This window comes from Pseudomonas sp. WS 5010 (assembly GCF_012985565.1).
Lineage (GTDB): Bacteria > Pseudomonadota > Gammaproteobacteria > Pseudomonadales > Pseudomonadaceae > Aquipseudomonas.
The window spans coordinates 681,967-700,897 of the sequence record NZ_JAAQWQ010000005.1; the positions used below are offsets into that span (position 1 = coordinate 681,967).

The following is an 18,931-nucleotide window of genomic DNA, read 5'->3' on the forward strand; positions in this document are numbered from 1 at the left end:
AGCGTTAGATAACAGCAGTTTTTGGCCTGGCGGTCAGGCCTGCTGGTTAACTTTCCCTGGACTGGAGGTCCTGTCATGGTTAAAAAAACTGCGCCCCAAAGTTCGTCACCGGCCGCTGCCCAGCCCCTTGTTGAAGCCACCGTCGAATTACCCTATCCGCAGATTCAATACGCCGCCAACAACAACATCCTGTATCCCATCGACGCCATCGACGGCACGCGCGCAACTATTGCATTTGCCGGGATGGGCGCGACACCGGTGACGTTGTACTGGGCCATCCGGGATCAGGACGAGCCGGTGTTCGAGCCGATTGTGCGAACAGGCAGTACCACTGGCAGCATTGACATTCCCATTCCATGGCAGTGGGTCAGTACCTGCATCGGGCATACCGTGTTGATCTGGTACACAGCGTCTGTGGGCGGTCAACTCAAGCAGTCGCTGGTGCTGGAACTGGAGGTCCAACAGATCCGCGAGCAGGACCTCCAGGCATCGCTGCCGGTGTTTGCCCATGCGCAATACATCCATAGCACCTGGCAACTGGATATGAAGGCATTCAGCGGCGATGAGACCATCAGGGTCAAGGCGTGGCCGATGATCCAGGCCGGGCAGCGGCTGTTTATCAATGTGGCAGGCGATCAGCACAAGCCGCCGTTCGCGTTTAGCTGGGTCGCTCGGGACCATGTGGTGACGGCCGCCGAGGCCATTGCCGGGCATATCTTTGAATTCAAGCTCGCGCGCAGTTGGATGGCACGGCGCGAGGACTACTCGGCCCTGACCATCCACATGGCCGTGATCTTTGATGGCACCTCACCCCAGCCGCCGGTGCCGGTTGATCCGATCTACGAAACCCAGCTTCCGGAAAACGCCCACGAGTTTCATCCCCGTACAACCGTGCTGTTGTTTGTGGATGCGTCGTTGCACTTGCCCGAACCGAAATTGGTCGAGGCGCAAGGCCAGGCTGAGGTGGACCCGCTAAAATTGCTGGAGGGCGCAACGGTACGTGTCTGTTACGAGGATATGCGCAGCACTGACAGTATCTCCCTGTGCTGGGAATCGACCCACGGCGATTGTGCCCCTATCCCCCCACAGAACGGTATGGACGAAGGCTGTATCGACTTCCATATCCCGCCGCAGTTCGTGGGTATGCGCCTGGATAACTTCGCGAATTTCAGCTACACCGTGACCCGTGATGGCGGCGAGCAAGCGTCGCCTGATGGCGTGGTCTGGATCCCGCTGCCGTCCAACCTGCCCCGGCCGCAAATCCTCGAAGCCCCGTTCAACAGCCTGGACCTTGGGCAGATGTGCTGTGATGACCCGGTGACGATCCATGTTGCGCCTTGGCCATTTATCGGCACCACGCAACGTGTGCAGCTGTATATCGGTGGTGTCTACCCGGATGGCTCAAAAGCCCGGCTGTACCTTTTTGATGGGGAGCCGGTCAGTGAAGAGGATATTCGCAACGGTTGGACCCGGACCTTGCCCCGGGCCGAACTGGCGGCGCTCAAGCATGACAGCGAGTTGTACATCCTGTTCAGCGTTGAGTTTCTGCCACCCAGGGATTCGCGGCCGGTCTATCGTGCGTTTCCTTCGCTGCTGGTGAACCTGCTCACCGAACCGCACCTGGAGTTGCCCAAGCCCCATCTTGTCGAGGCGGTGGACTGCGGCGCCGACGGCTGGATCGTCAACCCGGTGAACACGCAGGACGGCGCGCATATCCAGGTGGCGTACGAGCGTATGTGCCCGGGGGATATGGTTTGCCCCACGTTCATCGGCACGCCTGGGCCTGGGTCGCCGGGGCTGGAGTGTCGCGTTGTGGCGCAGGGGGAGCAGAGCCTGGTATTCGCCGTTGCGCCGTCGGCGATCAGCGCCAACCTGCGCCAGCAGATATTGCTGGGCTACAGCGTGTCACGTGTGTGTGGCGGCGAATGGGAGTCGCCGCCACAAAAGGTACATGTCCTGGATATCAGCGGCCTGCCCAACCTGGCGGTGGAACAGGCGACGGGCAGCACCCTGGACCTCAGTACATTCGGCGGCGATGCTAGCGCAACGGTAGTTGCCTGGCCTTACATTGCCCTGGGCCAGCGCTGCTGGTTGTGGGTGACCGGAGAGTTGGAAGACGGCAGCCCATATAGCTTTGAGGTGCTGGAGGGGGTACCGGTCACCGAACAGTGGTTGACCGGTGTCGAGGCGCCGTTACCGCGCCACGAACTGCAAAAGCTGGCGGATTGCAGCGCCTTTGAAGTGCATTTTGCGGTGAACTTCAACGGCCAGCTGGACAAGGACAGTGCCCACAGATTCCCGGTATTGCCTCTGGACATTGCACAGGAGGGGCTGGAGCTCAAGGCGCCCACGGTGTGCGAAGCGGTGGGCACCCAGCTCACGGTTTACAACGGCCGGGATGGCGTGACGGTGCGCGTGGCCTACGAGCTGATCAACCCTAGTCATACAATCAGTGTGTGCTGGACGCGCACAGACGGTACTTGCCTACCACTGATGTCGAAGCCTGGCAGCAGTGATCCAGGCTACGTGGATTTCCATATTCCCCGGGAAGCAGTGATCCATGGGATCGGCAAGACGGTGAAGATCAACTACACCGTCACCAGTCTGTGCAAAGTGGCAACTTCCCCGGACCTCGACCTGCAGATTAGTGTGCCCGTACGTTTGCCGACGCCGGTGGTGCCGCAGGCTACCAACAACATTCTGGATTTGCGCACTTTCAGCGCCGATGCGGACATTACCGTGCAACCCTGGTGGTTTATCTTGCCGAACCAGAGAGTCTGGCTGCGCGGGATTGGGACCAGGGAGGATGGCAGCCCGTACATTTTTAATGTTTACCTGGGCAAGGTCGTGACGGCGGCAGAAGTCAGCGCCGGGCTCAAGCAAGCGTTGAGGCGAATCGAGCTTGAGCTTTTGAAGGATCTCAGCACCTTGACGTTCACCTGCAAAGTCACTGCTGATGGAAGCAGCCAGGAAAGTACGGCGGTGGTGTTTCCGGTGTTGCAGCTGCTGTTAAGTAAGGCATTCTCCGACCACACCGACTTCGATCCTGCCGGCAAAGGCTGGAATGGCTGGAACAGAGGACCCGGCGCCACCAATCCTGGCGATCTGGTGCTCAAGCTAGGTGCTGTGCCTGGAGCGGCGAACGGGTATTTCTTGCAGGACTGGGGGTACACCGATACCAGCGATCCAGCCACGCAGCGTGTGAAACTGTTCAAGGACTTCAGCGGGCTGCAGGTGGGGCGTTCCTATCGGTTCAGTGCGTGGATCCGTGATATTCCGCTGTTAGTGAACAGGCCGCGCTTGATCCTCACGGCCCAGGGGGTGCCAATCTCAGCGGAAATGTTACCTCCTGCCACCTGGTACTTGCTCCAGGGCGTGTTCCAGGCCAAGGCCGCTACGGTGCGGCTCACCTTGGACAACCTGCAGATGGGGGGGGGGCCGGGCAATGACTACGACGTGACTGGCTTGACTGTGACAGAGATGTAAGCTGCGCAACAAGGCCTCCAACCGTTGGAGGCCTTGTCCGGCCAGCGTCGAGCGATTATTTCGGGCCGAGGATTTTCCCCAGTTTATCCGGCGACGGCGCCCCTTGCTGCTGCTGCAACTGGCCCTTGTCATCCAGGTAGAAAATCGCCGGGGTGGCCGACAATTCCAGCTCTTCCATCAACTTCATATTGGCATCGAGCTTGGCCTGGATCTCGGCCGGGATCTTGGCCAGGGCCTTGAGCTTGCTGGCTTTGCCCGCAGACTCATGTTCTTGCAGGGCCTGGGCCGTGTCTTTACTGGCCAGCAGCGCCGCCGATTTGCCGGGGCTGTCCTCGCGGATGATCCCGACCATGATGTGGCGCAACTGCACCTTGCCGGCCTTGACCCAGGGCCGCGCCTGTTCCCAGAACATGTTGCAGTACGGGCAGTTGGGGTCGCTGAACAGGTAGACGGTGCGCGGCGCGTTTTTATCGCCGTCCTGGATCCAGCTGCTCTGTTCCATCTTGGCCCAGATTTCCTTGGCCATCGGCGCGTAGACCAGTTTTTCCAGGGGCGCGGTGCTCAGGTCATTGCCCTTGGCGTCGTACAGGTTGCCGGCCAGCACGTGCTGGCCGTCGGCGGTCAGGTACAGCGCCATGCCACGGTTCTGGTACTGCGCGGCATAGCCCTTGAGCCCGCCCGGTGCATCGAAGCTGCCGATGATCTTGGCGCCCTTGGCTTCGATCTGTTTGATCGGCGCCGGCCATTCTTCGGCGTGGGCGAGGTTGGCGGCGAGTGCCAGGGGCAGCAGGGTCAGCAGGTGACGGAGGCGGGGCATAAGGGTTTCCTTGAAGGGGCCGTCTTGGCGGCGGTCGAGTCCGTGGGGTCGAAATATTCCATGGCGCGGGCCAGGCTGGCCTGGGACAGCTCGCCCAGGTGGCTGTTGATCAGCCGGCCATCGGCTTGATAGAAGAGCGTGGTCGGCAGCGCCATCGAACCCACGGCTTGGCCCAGGCGGCCACTGGCGTCGAACAGGACGTTGTCCAGGTTCAGGCCCTGGGTGGCCAGGTAGGTGCTGACGCTTTGCATGCTTTCGGCCTGGTTGACGAACAGGAAGGTCACGTCAGGCCGTTGTTTCTGGGCATTTTCCAGCACCGGCATTTCCCGCCGGCAGGGCGGGCACCAGGTGGCCCACAGGTTGATCACCAACGGGCCGCCCTGGTAGTCGGCCAGTTGCACGGTTTCGCCATCGGCGTTGCGCAGGGCGATATCCGGCAGGCGCGTGCCTTTTTCATAGATGTTCAACGAGAAACTGGCCAGCGCCCAGAACGCCAGGCCACTGACCACGCCGGCGGTCAGCGGCTTGCGCAGGGCCGGGCGGCGCCAGCTCCAGAGCAGGGCGGCGATGATCAGCACGATCACCCCCGGCCAGACGAGAAAGCCGCCGTCGCGCAGGTCGACGATTTGTAGCGGGTCATCGCGGTAGTACGACCAGTACATCAATACAAAACCGATGCGCGCGCTGAGCATGCCCAGCAGGAACAGGCTGAACAGCACCGACTCGGGGTTCTCGCCGCCACGCTTGGCCACGCGCCAGCCCACCACCGTGGCGAGGACCAGCGCACTGATCAGCAGCAGATGGTTCAAGGCAATGGCAAAGGTGCCGATGGTCAAGGTCAGCATCAGGGTGCGTCCCGGGTCTGGGTCCAGCGTTGCAGGAAGGCTGCGGCGTCCACTTCGCCTGTGATGCGCTGGGCGCGGCGCTCTGCACCGTCCGGGCCGATCCACACAAAGCTCGGTGGGCCGGGGACTTTGTAGCGGCCCAGCAGCTCACGGCTGGCGGCGTTGTCGGCGGTGACGTCCAGGCGCAGCAGGCGCACGTTTTTTAGGGCCTCCATGACTTCGGGTTTACCGAACACCTGTTTTTCCATGATCTTGCACGACACACACCAGTCGGCGTAGTAGTCCAGCAGCACCCACTGGCCCTGGGCCTTGGCGCTGTCGAGCTGGGTTTGCAGGGCTGACGGGGCGTTGATGGTGGTAAAGCTGTCATGGGCGGTCGGCGCGCCGGCCACCGGCGAGCCACCGAACACCTTGAGCGGTTGCCACAGGTCATCGCTGCCACCGGCTGCGCCGATCACCAGGATCGCGCCCCACAGGCCCAGGACCAGGGAACCTGCGCCCAGTGCCTTGGCGACCAGCCCGTACTCGCGGGCCAGGCTCCAGCCGCAATAGGCCATCACCAGTGCCAGCACGCCCCACAGGCCGAGCCACAGGCTTCCGTCGACGACCGGGCGGATCATCAACACGGCGGTCGCGAGGAACAGGAAGCCAAACACGCCCTTGAGCACATTCATCCAGGTGCCTGGCTTGGGCAGGAAGCGATTGCCCACCGTCACCAGCAACAGCAAGGGCACGCCGATACCGATGCCCATGGCAAACAGGATCAGGCCGCCGTGCACGGCATTGCCGCTTTGTGCGATGTAGAGCAGGGCGCCGGCCAGGGGCGCGGTCATGCACGGGCCTACCAGCAGGCCGGACAAGGCCCCGAGCACGCCGGCGCCGACCAGGCTGCCGCCGTTTTGCCGACGGCTGGCGTTGTCCAGGCGATCGCGCAGGAAGGCCGGCAGTTGCAGTTCAAAGAAGCCGAACATTGGCAGGGCGAGGATCACAAACAGGGCGGCGAAACTGCCGAGGATCCACGGGGTTTGCAGCAGCGCAGCCAGGTTGCTGCCGGCCAGCGCGGCCAGTACGCCAAGGGCGGCATACACCAGCGCCATGCACACCACATAACTGGTGGCCAGGGCAAAACCACGGCGTGGGCTGGCACCGCTGCCCACTACCAGGCCGGCGAGGATCGGCAGCATCGGCAGCGAACACGGGGCAAACGCCAGCAGCAGGCCCAGGCCGAAGAACACCAGCAGGCTCCAGCCCAGGCTGCGTTGTTGCAGGCCGCTGGCCAGGCTTTCATCCTGGGCCTCGGCGGTGGCGGCCACGGCGGGGTTGCCGCCCAGGTCGACGGTGAGCGATTGCGGCGGGTAGCACAGGCCGGCATCGGCGCAGCCCTGCCAGCCCAGCTTGACCTTGCCGGTGGCACCGGCCGGGAGTTTCACTTCCAGGCCCTGGCGGTACACCTGTTGCTCGCCGAAGAACTCGTCGCTATGGGCCTCGCCCTGGGGCAGCACGGGCTGTTCGGCCAGGCCTTCGAATTTCATGCGTTGCTGGTACAGGTAATAACCGTCGGCAATCTGCCAATACAGCTGGGTTTCACCGGACGCCAGGCGCTCGGAGGTAAAGGTAAAGGCCTTGCCTACCGGGAGGAACTCGGCTTTGGTCTCGAACGGATTGTTGCCAGGCGCGGCCTGGGCCAATCCGGTGAACAACACCAACAGGAAGATAAACAGATGCCGCATGGTCAAGCCTTAGTTCGATGCAAGTGGGCACACAATGTGTGGTGCTGATTAACCGATGATTAACCGGGCTATTCTAGAGTGTAGGGATTTTCAAGGCGCGCATCTTTTGCCGTCATAATGCGTGCTTAATCCGCCCTCCTTTAAATCAGCATTTTTGCAAAGGGTTCAGCATGCACGTACTGGTCTGTGAAGACGATGACCTGATTGCCAGTGGCATCGTTGCCGGTCTCGGGGCCCAGGGCTTTACGGTCGAGCGCGTAGCCACGGCCGCGGCGGCGCGGGCGATGCTCAAGGCGGCGGAGTTCGACATCATGGTGCTCGACCTCGGCCTGCCGGATGAAGACGGCCTCAAACTGCTGCAGCAACAGCGCAGTGCGGGGCTGGAGATCCCGGTGCTGATCCTCACCGCGCGCGACTCGGTGACCAACCGCGTCGACGGCCTGCAAGCCGGTGCCGACGATTACCTGCTCAAGCCCTTCGACCTGCGCGAGCTGGCTGCACGCTTGCAAACCCTGTTGCGCCGGGTGGCCGGGCGCAGCGTCAACCTGATCGAGCATGGCCGGCTGAGCTACAACCCCAGCAGCCGCGAAACCTTGCTCGGCGGCCAGCCGGTGGACTTGTCTCGCCGCGAACAGGCCCTGTTGCAGGCATTGCTGCACAACCGTGGCCGGGTGCTGTCCAGCGAGCAGCTCAAGGACAGCGTCTACGGGTTCAACGATGAACTGGAAAGCAACGCCCTCAACGTGCATATCCACCACCTGCGCCGCAAGTTGGGCAACGGTATTGTCGAGACCGTGCGCGGCCTGGGCTACCGCCTGGGCCCGGCGGATACTGGAGACGACGCCTCGTGATGAGCCTGCGCCTGCGTCTGACCTTCAAGCTGGGCGCCGCTTTTGTGCTGATCTGGGCGCTGGCGGCGGCCTGGATGCTCAACGACCTGCGCAACCAGATGATGTTTTCCCTGGACCAGCGCCTGGTGGCCTCGGCGCGCATGGTGGCCGGGCTGATGGAGCAGATGCCGGGCCTGGCCAGCGTGGGCGAGGGCAAGCGTTTTGGCGCCGAACAACTGAATGTGCCCGGTGGCATGGCGTGCCAGGTCAGCTCGTTGCGGGGTGAAGTGCTGGCCCGCAGCCACACCACGCCGGATCAGGGGCTGGAATCGCGGCAAAGTGGCTTTCGCGACCAGATCATCGACGGCGCTGCCTGGCGCAGCTTTACCCTGGCCCGGGGTGATTTGTTCATCACCACCGCCGACCGCCAGGTGGAGCGCGAGGCGCTGAACATGTCGATCCTGCTGGCGGCCTCAGTGCCGGTGGGCGTGGCCTTGCTGGGTTGCCTGTGCCTGTTGTGGCTGGGGATCGGCCAGAGCCTGGTGCCGCTCAACCGCATGCGCGATGCCTTGATGCGGCGCAGTGCCGACTCCCTTGAGCCGTTGCAGATTCACCCGTTGCCCAGCGAGCTCAAGCCGCTGCTCGACACCCAGAACCAACTGTTGCAACGCATCGCCAAGACCATCGAGCGCGAGCGCCGGCTGACCGGCGATGCCGCTCACGAGCTGCGTAGCCCGCTCACGGCGATCAAGACCCACCTGCAAGTGGCACGCATGACCGACGGCGCCGCCCGCGATCAATCCCTGGCCCATGCCGAGGAGGGCGCCGACCGCCTGCATCGCACCCTTGAGCAGTTGCTGCTGCTGGCGCGGGTCGAGGGCAGCCTGTCGTTTGATGATGGTTTGCAGTCCAGTGCCGAACAGGTGGCGCGCCTGGCGATCCAGGACGCCAACGCCGGCGACAACCGCCGCATCGACCTGATCCTGCCGGACAACCTGCCCCAGGATCCGGTGGAAATGCCCGTGGGCCTGGCGGTGGCGGCCTTGCGTAACCTGCTGGATAACGCCCTGCGCCATACCCCGGCCGATACGCGGGTGGAGTTGAGCGTGTTCACCCAGGGCAATCAAGTGGTGTTTCGCGTGCGTGACCATGGCGCGCCGATCTCCAGCGAAGACCTGCAACACCTGACCCAGCGTTTCTGGCGCAATGGCAACAGCGGCGGTTGTGGCCTGGGCCTGGCCATCGTGCAGGCGATTGTCCAGCGATGCTCTTGTTCCCTGGCCTTCGACAGCCAGCCCGACGGCCTGCGGGTCGACCTGGGGATGCCGCTGCGGCGCTGATCCTTGCTTGCATACACATAACTACCGCCATCCTGGGGCCCGACGCTTCAGGATGGCGGCAATTTTTGTGTTTGCAGGTTTGCCGGCTGAATGACTCAGCCTGTATTGAAAAGGACAGCGCCTATGTTGGTCATCGATTCCACTTATCCAGCCAAAGATTTTAATCAACGCAATGGTGAAGCCGTGCGCCAGGTGGTGGTGCATTACACCGCCGCGCCCTTTGCCTCCTCCCTGCGCACCCTGACGCAGCAGGGTGTCAGTGCCCATTACCTGTTACCCGCCCCCCATGAGGCCAGCTATCGAAGTGCCGGCTACGACGAATTGCGGGTGTTCCAACTGGTGGATGAACGCCAGCGCGCCTGGCATGCAGGCGCCAGTCATTGGGCGGGTCGCGATAACGTCAACAGTCGCTCCATCGGCATCGAGATCGTCAACCTGGCCCGCGATGAGGGTGGGGTGTTTACCTTTCCTGCCTATGATCCGCAGCAGATCGCCGTGCTGATCGCGCTGCTGCGCGACATTTGCGCCCGTCATCCGCAGATCGGCGCCACCGATATCGTCGGCCATTCGGATGTGGCGTTCTGGCGCAAGAGTGACCCGGGGCCACGCTTGCCCTGGCACGGTTTATTCGAAGCGGGCATTGGCGCCTGGTTCGATGCACAGGCCAAAAGTGCCTATGAGCGGCGCTTTCGCATGGGGTTGCCCCAGGAGGTGGAGGTCGAACGGGCCTTCCAGCGCTACGGCTACGCCCCGGCGAAAAACCGCCAGGCGTTCCAGCAACGCCTGCGTGCGTTCCAGATGCACTTCCGGCCCGCCGATTATCGTGGGCAACTGGATATCGAGACCTGCGCGATTCTGTATGCACTGAACGAAAAGTACACCAGTGCCGGCGAGTGACCGGCCATTTGCCGGTTTTTCACTGAGCCGGGTGTAAATCCTCACGCCGCTGAAGCGTTTCCAGAACAGGAAATCCGTGCGCACGCCCTTTGGGGGCCAGACGTCAACGGGTTGGCAGTTTGGTCACCATCATCAGCGTATTGAGGGATCTAGAGATGTCAGTCGCTACCAGTCGCATTGAAGATTTGCAGGTGTCGGCCAGCCCGACGCCTGCGGAAGCGCTTTACCAGTTCGATGAATCGCCGCTGCTGGCCCGCCAGCGCCAGCAGGAATCCAATGCCCGCAGCTACCCACGGCGCATTCCCCTGGCGCTCAAGCGGGCCAAGGGTATTTATGTCGAGGACGTTGAAGGTCGCAGCTTCATCGACTGCCTGGCCGGAGCCGGCACGTTGGCGCTGGGGCACAATCACCCGGTGGTGATCGAGGCGATCCAGCAGGTGCTGCTCGACGAGTTGCCGCTGCATACCCTGGACTTGACCACGCCGGTCAAGGACCAGTTTGTGCAGGACCTGTTCGGCCTGCTGCCAGCGGAACTGGCGCGGGAGGCGAAGATCCAGTTTTGCGGCCCCACCGGCACCGACGCGGTGGAAGCCGCGCTGAAACTGGTGCGTACCGCCACGGGGCGCAGCACGGTGTTGTCGTTCCAGGGCGGCTATCACGGCATGAGCCAGGGTGCATTGAGCCTGATGGGCAGCCTGGGGCCGAAAAAGCCGTTGGGCGCCTTGCTGGCCAATGGCGTGCAATTCTTGCCATTCCCTTATGACTACCGCTGCCCGTTCGGCCTGGGTGGGGCAGAGGGAGTCAAGGTCAACCTGCACTACCTGGAAAACCTGCTCAACGACCCGGAGGCCGGCGTTTTGCTGCCGGCGGCGGTGATCGTCGAAGTGGTGCAGGGCGAAGGCGGCGTGATCCCGGCCGACCTCGACTGGCTGCGCGGCCTGCGCCGCATTACCGAGCAGGCCGGCGTGGCGTTGATCGTCGACGAGATCCAGAGCGGTTTCGCTCGCACCGGCAAGATGTTTGCCTTTGAACATGCCGGCATTGTTCCGGATGTGGTGGTGTTGTCCAAAGCCATTGGTGGCAGCTTGCCGCTGGCGGTGGTGGTGTATCGCGAGTGGCTCGACACCTGGCTGCCGGGCGCCCATGCCGGGACCTTCCGCGGCAATCAGATGGCCATGGCGGCGGGCTCGGCGGTGATGCGCTACCTCAAGCAACATAACGTCGCCGACCACGCGGCGGCCATGGGCGAGCGCCTGGCTGAACACCTGCGCATCCTGCAGCGGGACTTCCCGCAACTGGGGGATATCCGCGGGCGCGGCCTGATGCTCGGGGTAGAGCTGGTCAACCCCAACGGCACGCTCGACGTCCAGGGCCACCCGCCGGTCCATCGGCAATTGGCGCCGCTGGTGCAACGCGAATGCCTCAAGCGCGGGTTGATCCTGGAGCTGGGCGGGCGCCATGGCGGCGTGGTGCGTTTCCTGCCGCCGCTGGTCATCACCGGGGCAGAAATCGACCGCGTGGCAGAGATCTTCGGTCGGGCTTTGGCGGCGGCTGTGGCGAGCCTCTAATTTTCCTGCACCGCTATACGTTCCTACATACATCAGCCACGCGCAGTGCGTGGCAGCCTTTAAGTGACGGAGAACCGCAATGACCTCAGTATTTGACCGCGAAGACATCCTGTTCCAGGTGGTGGTCAACCATGAAGAACAGTACTCCATCTGGCCCGACTACAAGGCCGTGCCAGAAGGCTGGCGCACCGTGGGTAAAAGCGGGATGAAGAAAGAGTGCCTGGCTTACATCGAAGAGGTCTGGACTGATATGCGCCCGCTGAGCTTGCGCCAGAAGATGGATGCGCAGGTTGTTGCTGGCTGAACACAAGCAAATGTAGGAGCCAGCGTGGTTTAACGGGGCGCCTAAGATCAAAATCACAAGCAAAGCGAGGCGGCCTGACAGCCGACCTGATCGTCAAGGCGTGCGCGTACCCCTGTAGGAGCTGGCTTGCCTGCGATGGTCGTTAACGATGACGAATGAATACCAGATACTCTGATGTGTTCTTTCGGGCGTCATCGCAGGCAAGCCAGCTCCTACAGGGGAATGCAGCTTCGCGCTCTGGTTCTGCTGTTGCTCTGCTTTTGATCTGGCTTTTGATCTTAGGCGCCCCGTTAAACCACGATGGCCGCAGGCAGGTATTGCGCAGTGGGCACCCCGGCATGGATGCCGGGGTAGCCGCGACACGGCCATGGATGGCCGATCGCGGCGGGCCCACGGAGCAATGCCTGACTGCGGGCATGCCGAGCCTAGGCGAGGCACCGAGTGGTGGGGCAAAAGCGCTTTGGTTACTTTCGCGCTCTTCGAAAGTGACCCGCCGTAAGGGCGGAACCCTAAGCCGCCGTGACCGCAGCAACGGATATGTACACAAACCCAATAAGCACTAGATAAAAGAGTTGTGTAGATACCTATGCCGCGATGGCTGAGTGTCAGTCGATACATTAGTTGACTGATACACCGCCATCGCGGGCAAGCCCGCTCCCACACAACCCCGCTCCCACACAAGCTCGCACACACAGGGGTATTGCGTTGCTTTCAGGGCACCAAGGCCTTGATCACCTGATCCACATTCCCTTCCAATTCCGCTACCGGGTCCGCGCCGTCAGTAGCCAGCACCAGCAACTTCGCCCCCCCTGCACTGATCGCGGCTTTTACTGCCTCAGCCGGTTGACGATGGTGCAGCACTAACGCCACGTCGTTGTCCTTCAGGCTGGTCGTCAGTGTTTGTAGCGCCTGCGCAGACCACTCGACATCCGGCCGTGGATCGGTGCTGAGCAACTCCAGGTTCAACCCACTCACCAGATAAGCAAAATGATCGCTCAGGCTGACCACGCTCAGGTTGTCGGCCTGGGCCAGGCGCGCCTCGCTGTCAGCCGTCAGCTTGAGCAGGCGTTGCTTGAGGCTGGCCAGGTTGCTGTCGATTTGGGCCTTGGCGCCGGGCGCCAGGCGGCTCAGGTCGGCGGCCATGACATCGGCCATGCGCCCCAGGTTGTTGCTCGATTGCCACGGCTGGCTATTGAGGCCATCCACCGTCCCCGGTTGCAGGGCCACGCCCGGCAAACCGCCGTCTACCGGGCGGGCGGCGTCCACTTCGACGATGCGGATATTGCTGCGCCGGGCCACCGGGTACAGCGGGTCGTCCGGCCACAGCGAACGCAGGCCGATGGCCGCGTCGGCATCCAGCGCCAGGGTATGCAAGGCCGGCGCGCCACGCCCGGTAAAGTACGAGGTCTGGCGCGAGCCCGGCAGGTTGGCCGGTGCCGCGCGTTCAAGCTTGACCTGGGTGCCCTTGAGCAGGGTTTCGGCCAGCCCGAAGGTCACGGGCAGGGCCGCCAGGACTTTGACCGGCTTGGCGGATTGAGCTGCCACCGGCAGCGGTTTGGCGGTGCCGGCCGCCAGCAGCGGGGTGCTGATCAGGCAGGCGATGGCCAGGGCGAGGGGGCGTAGAACAGGGCGCATTATCCGAGATTCCCTTTCAGGCTGGGGACCGTGCCGCGCGCGATGGCGGCCAGGGCGAAGGCGATGCCGGCGACGAGGATGATCGCGGCGCCGGACGGGATGGGCAGGTCGAAGATGATCGGCAGCAGAATCCCGCACAGGGTGCTGAGTGTGGCGATCACCACCGAGATCCAGAAAAAACCCTTGAGCGACTGGCTCAACAGGCGGGCCGCAGCGGCCGGGATCACCAGCAGGGCACCCACCAGGATCGCGCCGATGACCTTGACCGCCGCCACGGTGATCAGGGTGACGAGGATCACGAACAGGTAGTCCAGGGTCTTCACCGCCACGCCACGCACGGCGGCCAGTTGCGGGTTGAAGCTGGCGAGCATGATGCGGTTGTACAGCGGCAAGGCCAGGGCCATCACCAATGAGCCGACAACGGCCAGCACCAGCAGGTCATTGCCGTTGACGGTCAGGACCGAACCAAACAGCACGTTTTCCAGGATGTGCACGTTGATCTTGCCCGCCAGGATCAGCAACAGGCTCGCGCCCAGCGCCAGGGACACCGAGAGGAACACGCCGATCAGCGTGTCCGGGGCCAGGCCGGTGCGGTTGCGCAGGTAGTTGAGCAGGATGCCGAACAACAGGCAGTAGCCGAACAGGCTGCCATAAGGCCCGGTGTAGGGTTCCCCCAGCAGAATGCCCACGGCCACGCCGGTGAGTGCGGCGTGGCCGACAGCTTCGGAGAAGAACGCAAAGCGCTTGACCACCACCAGTGTGCCCAGGCCACCGAGTACAGGGCCGATCAGCAGGCCGGCGAGCAGGGCGTTGACCACAAACCCATAGGCCAGGGCTTCCGGCAGGTAGCCGGACGAGGCCCAGCCCTGGACCATCAAGCGAAAGGCTTCGTAGCTCATTGGGCTGCGCTCCGTGGGTGGGTGGAAAACAGCGTCAGCAGGCGCTCCGGGGTCAGTGCCTCCTTGGGCGTGGCGTCGAACAACAAGCGGCGGTTCAGGCCGGTGACGCGATCTGCCAGGCGGCCCACGGCCTCCAGGTCGTGTTCGATCCACAGCACGGTAATCCCCGCCTGGCGCCAGTCGCCCAGCAGGCGTTCGAACACCTGGATCCCGGCTTCGTCGAGGGCCGACATCGGTTCATCGAGCACCAGCAGTTGCGGCGCCGGGATCAAGCCCTGGGCCAGCAGTACACGCTGGCGCTCGCCGCCGGACAGCGCGCCCATCCGGCGCTTGCGCTTGTCTTGCATGCCCACGCGCTCCAGCGCCTCGCCAATCGCCCCGGCGTAATGCCGGGACACACCGAGAAACGCCGGGCGCCGCTGGCACATGGCAGCCATGAAGTCGTCAACGGTCATCGGCAGGCCACGGTCGAACTCCAGGGCCTGGGGCACGTAGCCGATGGTGCCGGGAGTGTTCGGCCAGTGCAGGCTCAGTTGGCCCTGGTGTGGCGTCTGCCCCAGCAGGGTCCTGATCAGCGAGCTCTTGCCGCCGCCGTTGGGGCCGACCAGGGCGTGGATACTGCCCGGTCGCACCTGGAAGCTGACGTTATCGAGGATCGCGGTACGGCCCAGGGTCAGCGAGACGTTATCGAATTCAAGCGTCGGGCCGATGCTGGCCACGCTCAGGTGTTCAGCCGCCGTCATGCCCCCGACTCCTGGATGGCCCGGACCACGGTGTTGAGGTTGCCGGTCATTTCCACTTCGTACTTCTCGGCGCTGTATTCACCGTAGGAAATATGCGACAGCGGGTACAGCTTGACCCCCGACTCACGCTGGATGGTATCGACGTAGGAGGACGGGAAATCCATCTCCGAGAAGATCACTTTCACGTCCAGTTCACGCAGTTGGTCGATGGTCTTCTTCAGTTGGCTCGGGCTTGGCTCAATGCCATGGGCCGGTTCGACCACGGCGGTCACTTCCAGGCCGAATTCACGCAGCAGGTAGTCGTAGGCGGCATGCACCGTGGCCACGCGCAGGTCGGCGTTGGGCGCGCTGGTGAGCTTGGCCAGGGCATCGGCACGCATCTGGCGCAGGCGCTTGCCATAGGCGCGGGCGTTCTGGGTGTAGGTCTTGGCGTTGTCCGGGTCGAGCTTGCCCAGTTCCCGGGCGATGTTGTTGACCTGGGCGATAGACGCGCTGATGGACAGGAAGGTGTGCGGGTTGACCACCTTGCCGGCGCCGCGGGCCGCGTTGCCGGTGGCGGCCAGCAACGGCACGTTGGCGTTGGCTTCGATCACCGGGATGTCCGGGCGCTCGCTGGTGGCGATCATGCGGTCGGCAAAGTCGTCATGGCCGACGCCATTGAGCACGATCACGTCCAGGGTGCCAATGCGCTTGATGTCTTCGGCGCGCGGCTCGTAGGCGTGGGGGTTGAAGCCGGCCGGAATCAGCGGCACCACTTCGGCCTTGTCGCCGACGATATTGGCCACGTAGCTGTAATAAGGATGCAGGGTGATACCGATACGCAGGCGCTTGGCCGCCTCGGCATTGGCCAGGGGTGTCAGCAGGACGCTGAACAGGCCCACCAGCAGCAGGCGGAGCAAGGGAGATGACATAGACATGGGTAATCGATCTTCTCTCGGAAACAGCGTGAATTCAGTGGCGATGCTGGCGGGTGACGCCAGCGTCGAATTGCGCAACGACCTGCTGCCAGCCAGCGGCGATCAACCCCTGATCGCTCAGGTCGGTGGGGGCAGCCAGGTTGGCGCTGCGGTTGAGCCAGATATCCGGCTCGGCTCCGTTGACGCGCATCAGCAGCGAACCGCTGGTGTCATTGGCCTGGCTCAAGCCCAGGTACGCCGAAGGCGCCAGCAACTGCCAGCGATGGTCGCCACGGCTGACCGAACTGGCGTCCTGGGCGAAGGGCGCGAAGCCTTCTTCGGCCAGTTGCGCGGGCGTCGGCAGGGCGCTGTGTTCCTGCTCCAGCAACTGGATTTCATCCAGGGTCACCCGCAGGTCGGCGTAGATACCTTGCTCGGCGGCGCTCAGGTCACGGCGCGCGTCCAGTTGGTGGCTGGCCACGGCCTCGACGGCCTGGGTTTCGCCATGCAGGGACACCACGGTGCCGGCGACGGCCAGGATGATCAGGCACAGCAGCAGGACGTAGAGGGTTTCATGGCCGGCGCCGGCGGGCCGGACCACCTGGGTGCTGCCTGGGCTCGTGCCGGTCATGGTGCCTGGATATCCGCTTGGTCGATCTCGACAACATGGCCGGGACCGGCGTCAAACAGCACGTAGAACTCGCTGGCAGGTTTCTTGAAGGTCAGCGTCGAGTCGGCCCCCAGCTTGCCGGGCACCAGGATGGTCTCGTCGTAGCCGATCACATCCAGGGTCACGCCGGGCGCGCCACTGCCGTCGGAAAAACCGCCGGTGCATTGGATCTGCTCGCCGGGGATTTCCTTGCATTCGCACATCGGGTTGTGGGCCAGGGCGTAGTTGCTCGCACCCAGGCTGAGGATCAGCGCGGCGCAGGCGCGGGTCAGGCGCAGTAAAGTCATGGTTTAACTCCTTGCTTGTTCAACCAGGCGACGGTGGCAGGCGATGCCTGACTCAAGGGAATGGAGGCCTGCTGCATGCTGCCGTCCCAGCCTTCCATGGTGATCCACAGTTCGGCGTCGGGTGGGGTGCGTTCAGGGATGGGCAGGGCGGCGCCCATGCGGTACGGGGTGCCGAAGAAAATCACCCCGGCGGCCCGCAGGCTGCGAGGCTTGCCGATGCGCAGGTAGGTGGCCTTGACCTGCTCGCCACAGGTGGCGCACAGGGCGGCATTGAAGGATTTCATCGGCCCGGCCGGATTGGGGCGGGGCGCTTCATTACGCAGCTCGGCCAGGGTGATGCTCCACGGGCCGACCTGCACTTCGCCGACCTCGCGCTCACCCAGGCCACTGTCGCCGCGAAACAGCGCGGCGTCGGCAAAGTACTTGGGCATAAAGCCCAGGGGTACCAGCAACAGCAGGATATTGATGTGGAAGCGCCATTTGAGCCAGAAGGCGCGCAGCGGCGAGGGCGCCTGAACGGTGGTGGCCTTGCTCATTATTTGCCCTCCGAGGTTTCAGCCTGCATGGCGCCGACAGGATTGGCCGGCGCCGTGTTGCGCGGGGCCTTGGCGCTGCGCTTGAGAGCGTGCAACGTGGCCAGGGCGGTGCGCTTGCTCCAGATCAACAGACCGCTGAGCACCATCATGCTCAGCAACAGGCCGAAGAAGAACCACACCAGCTTGATCCAGATCCCGCCGAAGTCGCCGGTGTGCAGCGGGCGCATGGATTCGGTGACGAACTCCAGGCCCGAGCGGTCCGACAGCAGGTGCGTGGCGGCGATTTCACCGTTGTAGGGGTTGATGTCGGCGGTCTGGAACATCAGCGGGTACCAGCCGCGGCCGCCGATGCTCAAGTGGCTGTAGGCATTGCTCGGCAGGCCGACGAAGCTGACTTCGAACCCTGGGATGCGTTGGGTGGCGATGTTGATGGCATCGTCCAGGGCAATCATGGGCGGCGGTACGCCTGGGGCCGACAGCGGCACCTTGTCCCGGGAAATCACCGGCACGATGGCCTCGCTGGAGATGGTGATCTGGTTGTCCGAAAGAATCGCCTGGATCATGAACCAGGTGCCGGTGATGGAAATCACCGCGATAAACCAGATCGACCAGATGCCGCTCAGGCGGTGGAAATCGCCCCAGAAAATCCGCGCCCCATGCTTGAAGCGCAGGGTCGGCTTGAAGAAACCCTTCCAGAACCGTTTGTAGACCACCAGGCCCGTGACCAGCGACGCGAGCATGGGCAGCCCGAGGAACGACACCAGGTACCAGCCCCAGCTAAAGCCATTGGTGAACGGCACCAGCCACCAGCCATGCAGGGCGCGGGTGAACTGGCGGAAGTTGAACGACGGGCTGATGCCCTGGATAACCCCCGTGTACGGGTTGACGTAGACCGCTACGGAGCGGCCGTCGGGGTAACTGATGTCGACGTCGAGGGCAAAGTGCGACTCATCCGGGCGGACGATGGACTCGACAATGGCCTTGGGCTCGGCCTGCTTGATCGCGGCGAGGATCTGGTCGTAGGTGAGCAGTTCGGCATCGTCCGACGGCTTGCTGGCGCGCATTTCCGGGTTGACCAGCCAGACGATTTCCTGGCTGACCACCGCCAGGGTCCCGGTAACGCACACGATCAGTACGAAGAACCAGATGGGCAACGCCAGCCAGCTGTGTACGAGAAACCAGAGTTTGGAGCGTGACTTCTTCGACATGTCTATGGGGGTCTTGATCGGAGGGGGGCAGAGGAGGCCCGGGAAAGGCCGGTCGTAGCTTTTGCTTACGCGACGGGCTGTATCTAAGTTAAGACGGATGAGAATCGCAAAACCCTAAGACGCAAATGAAAGCAAATGTTTCCGATGCGCAACAAGCGCCCTGTAGGCGCTGGTTTGCCAGCGAAAATCTCCAGCGATAACGCTGGGTATTGGCTGCCCCGCGTTGTTCCCGGGTTTTTC

The 18,931-nt window shown here is 63.3% G+C and carries 17 protein-coding genes; 6 read left to right on the top strand and 11 right to left on the bottom strand.

The window, feature by feature from the left end:
* The first annotated feature begins 75 nt into the window (after positions 1-75).
* A complete protein-coding gene (locus tag HBO11_RS20035; protein ID WP_170058944.1) occupies positions 76-3,486 on the top strand; it encodes a hypothetical protein in 3,411 nt (1,136 codons plus the stop codon).
* Positions 3,487-3,541: 55 nt separating this feature from the next.
* Here the strand turns inward: HBO11_RS20035 and dsbG are convergent, their stop codons facing one another.
* Genes dsbG through dsbD form a run of 3 tightly spaced genes read right to left on the bottom strand, consistent with a single transcriptional unit; the run spans position 3,542 to position 6,878 of the window.
* Positions 3,542-4,303, bottom strand: a complete 762-nt coding sequence (gene dsbG, locus HBO11_RS20040) for a thiol:disulfide interchange protein DsbG (protein WP_169952544.1) — start codon at positions 4,301-4,303, stop codon at positions 3,542-3,544.
* The gene (locus HBO11_RS20045) at positions 4,279-5,148 is read right to left on the bottom strand and encodes a TlpA disulfide reductase family protein (RefSeq protein ID WP_169952542.1); all 870 of its coding nucleotides are present in this window, start codon (positions 5,146-5,148) and stop codon (positions 4,279-4,281) included. The genes dsbG and HBO11_RS20045 overlap by 25 nt, the downstream gene beginning before the upstream one ends.
* Entirely contained in the window at positions 5,148-6,878 is a 1,731-nt protein-coding gene (gene dsbD / locus HBO11_RS20050) for a protein-disulfide reductase DsbD (RefSeq protein WP_169952540.1), read from the bottom strand. The genes HBO11_RS20045 and dsbD overlap by 1 nt, the downstream gene beginning before the upstream one ends.
* A gap of 170 nt (positions 6,879-7,048) precedes the next feature.
* Between dsbD and HBO11_RS20055 the strand changes: the two genes are divergently transcribed.
* The 5 genes from HBO11_RS20055 to HBO11_RS20075 all read left to right on the top strand — a co-directional run bounded on the left by HBO11_RS20055 (position 7,049) and on the right by HBO11_RS20075 (position 11,817).
* A complete protein-coding gene (locus tag HBO11_RS20055) occupies positions 7,049-7,729 on the top strand; it encodes a response regulator (protein WP_169952538.1) in 681 nt (226 codons plus the stop codon).
* Positions 7,729-9,048 carry an ATP-binding protein gene (locus tag HBO11_RS20060; protein WP_169952536.1) on the top strand — a complete coding sequence of 440 codons (1,320 nt, stop codon included), beginning with the start codon at positions 7,729-7,731 and terminating at the stop codon, positions 9,046-9,048. Before HBO11_RS20055 ends, HBO11_RS20060 begins: the two co-directional genes overlap by 1 nt.
* 123 nt (positions 9,049-9,171) lie before the next feature.
* Positions 9,172-9,945, top strand: a complete 774-nt coding sequence (locus HBO11_RS20065; RefSeq protein WP_169952534.1) for an N-acetylmuramoyl-L-alanine amidase — start codon at positions 9,172-9,174, stop codon at positions 9,943-9,945.
* Positions 9,946-10,100: 155 nt separating this feature from the next.
* The gene (locus HBO11_RS20070; protein WP_169952533.1) at positions 10,101-11,513 is read left to right on the top strand and encodes an aspartate aminotransferase family protein; all 1,413 of its coding nucleotides are present in this window, start codon (positions 10,101-10,103) and stop codon (positions 11,511-11,513) included.
* Positions 11,514-11,592: 79 nt separating this feature from the next.
* Positions 11,593-11,817: an MbtH family protein gene (locus HBO11_RS20075; protein WP_032862749.1), complete on the top strand. Its 225-nt coding sequence runs from the start codon at positions 11,593-11,595 to the stop codon at positions 11,815-11,817.
* Positions 11,818-12,528: 711 nt separating this feature from the next.
* Here HBO11_RS20075 and HBO11_RS20080 read toward each other — a convergent pair.
* Genes HBO11_RS20080 through HBO11_RS20115 form a run of 8 tightly spaced genes read right to left on the bottom strand, consistent with a single transcriptional unit; the run spans position 12,529 to position 18,691 of the window.
* Complete coding sequence (locus HBO11_RS20080) at positions 12,529-13,452, bottom strand: zinc ABC transporter substrate-binding protein (RefSeq protein WP_169957239.1); 924 nt, start codon at positions 13,450-13,452, stop codon at positions 12,529-12,531.
* A complete protein-coding gene (locus HBO11_RS20085; protein ID WP_169957238.1) occupies positions 13,452-14,351 on the bottom strand; it encodes a metal ABC transporter permease in 900 nt (299 codons plus the stop codon). The genes HBO11_RS20080 and HBO11_RS20085 overlap by 1 nt, the downstream gene beginning before the upstream one ends.
* Complete coding sequence (locus tag HBO11_RS20090; RefSeq protein ID WP_169957236.1) at positions 14,348-15,094, bottom strand: metal ABC transporter ATP-binding protein; 747 nt, start codon at positions 15,092-15,094, stop codon at positions 14,348-14,350. Before HBO11_RS20090 ends, HBO11_RS20085 begins: the two co-directional genes overlap by 4 nt.
* Positions 15,091-16,011, bottom strand: coding sequence for a metal ABC transporter substrate-binding protein (locus HBO11_RS20095; protein WP_029300635.1), 921 nt, complete (start codon positions 16,009-16,011; stop codon positions 15,091-15,093). The genes HBO11_RS20090 and HBO11_RS20095 overlap by 4 nt, the downstream gene beginning before the upstream one ends.
* 34 nt (positions 16,012-16,045) lie before the next feature.
* Positions 16,046-16,621, bottom strand: a complete 576-nt coding sequence (locus tag HBO11_RS20100) for a DUF6162 family protein (RefSeq protein WP_169957234.1) — start codon at positions 16,619-16,621, stop codon at positions 16,046-16,048.
* Positions 16,618-16,947 (bottom strand): hypothetical protein, encoded by a 330-nt coding sequence (locus HBO11_RS20105; RefSeq protein WP_169957232.1) that lies wholly within the window; start codon positions 16,945-16,947, stop codon positions 16,618-16,620. The genes HBO11_RS20100 and HBO11_RS20105 overlap by 4 nt, the downstream gene beginning before the upstream one ends.
* On the bottom strand, positions 16,944-17,483 hold the full coding sequence (locus tag HBO11_RS20110; RefSeq protein ID WP_169957231.1) for a thiamine pyrophosphate-binding protein: 540 nt from the start codon (positions 17,481-17,483) through the stop codon (positions 16,944-16,946). Before HBO11_RS20110 ends, HBO11_RS20105 begins: the two co-directional genes overlap by 4 nt.
* Positions 17,483-18,691 carry a PepSY domain-containing protein gene (locus HBO11_RS20115; RefSeq protein WP_169957229.1) on the bottom strand — a complete coding sequence of 403 codons (1,209 nt, stop codon included), beginning with the start codon at positions 18,689-18,691 and terminating at the stop codon, positions 17,483-17,485. The genes HBO11_RS20110 and HBO11_RS20115 overlap by 1 nt, the downstream gene beginning before the upstream one ends.
* Between the last annotated feature and the right edge of the window lie 240 nt (positions 18,692-18,931).

Bases quoted from the DNA above. Each gene is read 5' to 3' on its own strand.
- dsbD (WP_169952540.1), bottom strand. From the start codon at position 6,878: ATGCGGCATCTGTTTATCTTCCTGTTGGTGTTGTTCACCGGATTGGCC.
- HBO11_RS20075 (WP_032862749.1), top strand. From the start codon at position 11,593: ATGACCTCAGTATTTGACCGCGAAGACATCCTGTTCCAGGTGGTGGTC.
- HBO11_RS20055 (WP_169952538.1), top strand. From the start codon at position 7,049: ATGCACGTACTGGTCTGTGAAGACGATGACCTGATTGCCAGTGGCATC.
- HBO11_RS20095 (WP_029300635.1), bottom strand. From the start codon at position 16,011: ATGTCTATGTCATCTCCCTTGCTCCGCCTGCTGCTGGTGGGCCTGTTC.
- HBO11_RS20035 (WP_170058944.1), top strand. From the start codon at position 76: ATGGTTAAAAAAACTGCGCCCCAAAGTTCGTCACCGGCCGCTGCCCAG.
- HBO11_RS20105 (WP_169957232.1), bottom strand. From the start codon at position 16,947: ATGACTTTACTGCGCCTGACCCGCGCCTGCGCCGCGCTGATCCTCAGC.
- HBO11_RS20100 (WP_169957234.1), bottom strand. From the start codon at position 16,621: ATGACCGGCACGAGCCCAGGCAGCACCCAGGTGGTCCGGCCCGCCGGC.
- HBO11_RS20115 (WP_169957229.1), bottom strand. From the start codon at position 18,691: ATGTCGAAGAAGTCACGCTCCAAACTCTGGTTTCTCGTACACAGCTGG.
- HBO11_RS20085 (WP_169957238.1), bottom strand. From the start codon at position 14,351: ATGAGCTACGAAGCCTTTCGCTTGATGGTCCAGGGCTGGGCCTCGTCC.
- HBO11_RS20080 (WP_169957239.1), bottom strand. From the start codon at position 13,452: ATGCGCCCTGTTCTACGCCCCCTCGCCCTGGCCATCGCCTGCCTGATC.
- HBO11_RS20070 (WP_169952533.1), top strand. From the start codon at position 10,101: ATGTCAGTCGCTACCAGTCGCATTGAAGATTTGCAGGTGTCGGCCAGC.
- HBO11_RS20110 (WP_169957231.1), bottom strand. From the start codon at position 17,483: ATGAGCAAGGCCACCACCGTTCAGGCGCCCTCGCCGCTGCGCGCCTTC.
- HBO11_RS20060 (WP_169952536.1), top strand. From the start codon at position 7,729: ATGAGCCTGCGCCTGCGTCTGACCTTCAAGCTGGGCGCCGCTTTTGTG.
- HBO11_RS20090 (WP_169957236.1), bottom strand. From the start codon at position 15,094: ATGACGGCGGCTGAACACCTGAGCGTGGCCAGCATCGGCCCGACGCTT.
- dsbG (WP_169952544.1), bottom strand. From the start codon at position 4,303: ATGCCCCGCCTCCGTCACCTGCTGACCCTGCTGCCCCTGGCACTCGCC.
- HBO11_RS20065 (WP_169952534.1), top strand. From the start codon at position 9,172: ATGTTGGTCATCGATTCCACTTATCCAGCCAAAGATTTTAATCAACGC.
- HBO11_RS20045 (WP_169952542.1), bottom strand. From the start codon at position 5,148: ATGCTGACCTTGACCATCGGCACCTTTGCCATTGCCTTGAACCATCTG.